1 rRNA gene is annotated in these 338 nt (G+C 42.9%); it reads left to right on the top strand.

The window, feature by feature from the left end:
• Positions 1 to 137: 137 nt before the first annotated feature.
• Positions 138 to 338 (top strand): 16S ribosomal RNA (locus FS486_RS19855); the annotation flags it as partial.

Raw genomic sequence — 338 nt, 5'->3', positions numbered from 1 at the left:
ATGAACATTGAAAACTGAACATGCAAAACGTTAAGACATATAGCTAGAATGATTAACTTGTTAATCTGATAGCAAAACAATTTTGACATCATTTAATGATGATGCCAGCAAAACAAAATGAGCTTTTTAAGTTCTCTATTATGGAGAGTTTGATCCTGGCTCAGGACGAACGCTGGCGGCGTGCCTAATACATGCAAGTCGAGCGAATGAAGAAGAAGCTTGCTTCTTCTGATTTAGCGGCGGACGGGTGAGTAACACGTGGGCAACCTGCCCTGTAGATTGGGATAACTCCGGGAAACCGGGGCTAATACCGAATAATCCATTCCCTCACATGTGGG

The sequence above is a fragment of the Bacillus sp. FJAT-22090 genome, from assembly GCF_007676755.1.
Taxonomy (GTDB): Bacteria; Bacillota; Bacilli; order Bacillales_A; family Planococcaceae; genus Psychrobacillus.
The sequence above is the reverse complement of the archived record's forward strand: the minus strand, read 5'-3'. Positions and strand labels throughout refer to the sequence as shown.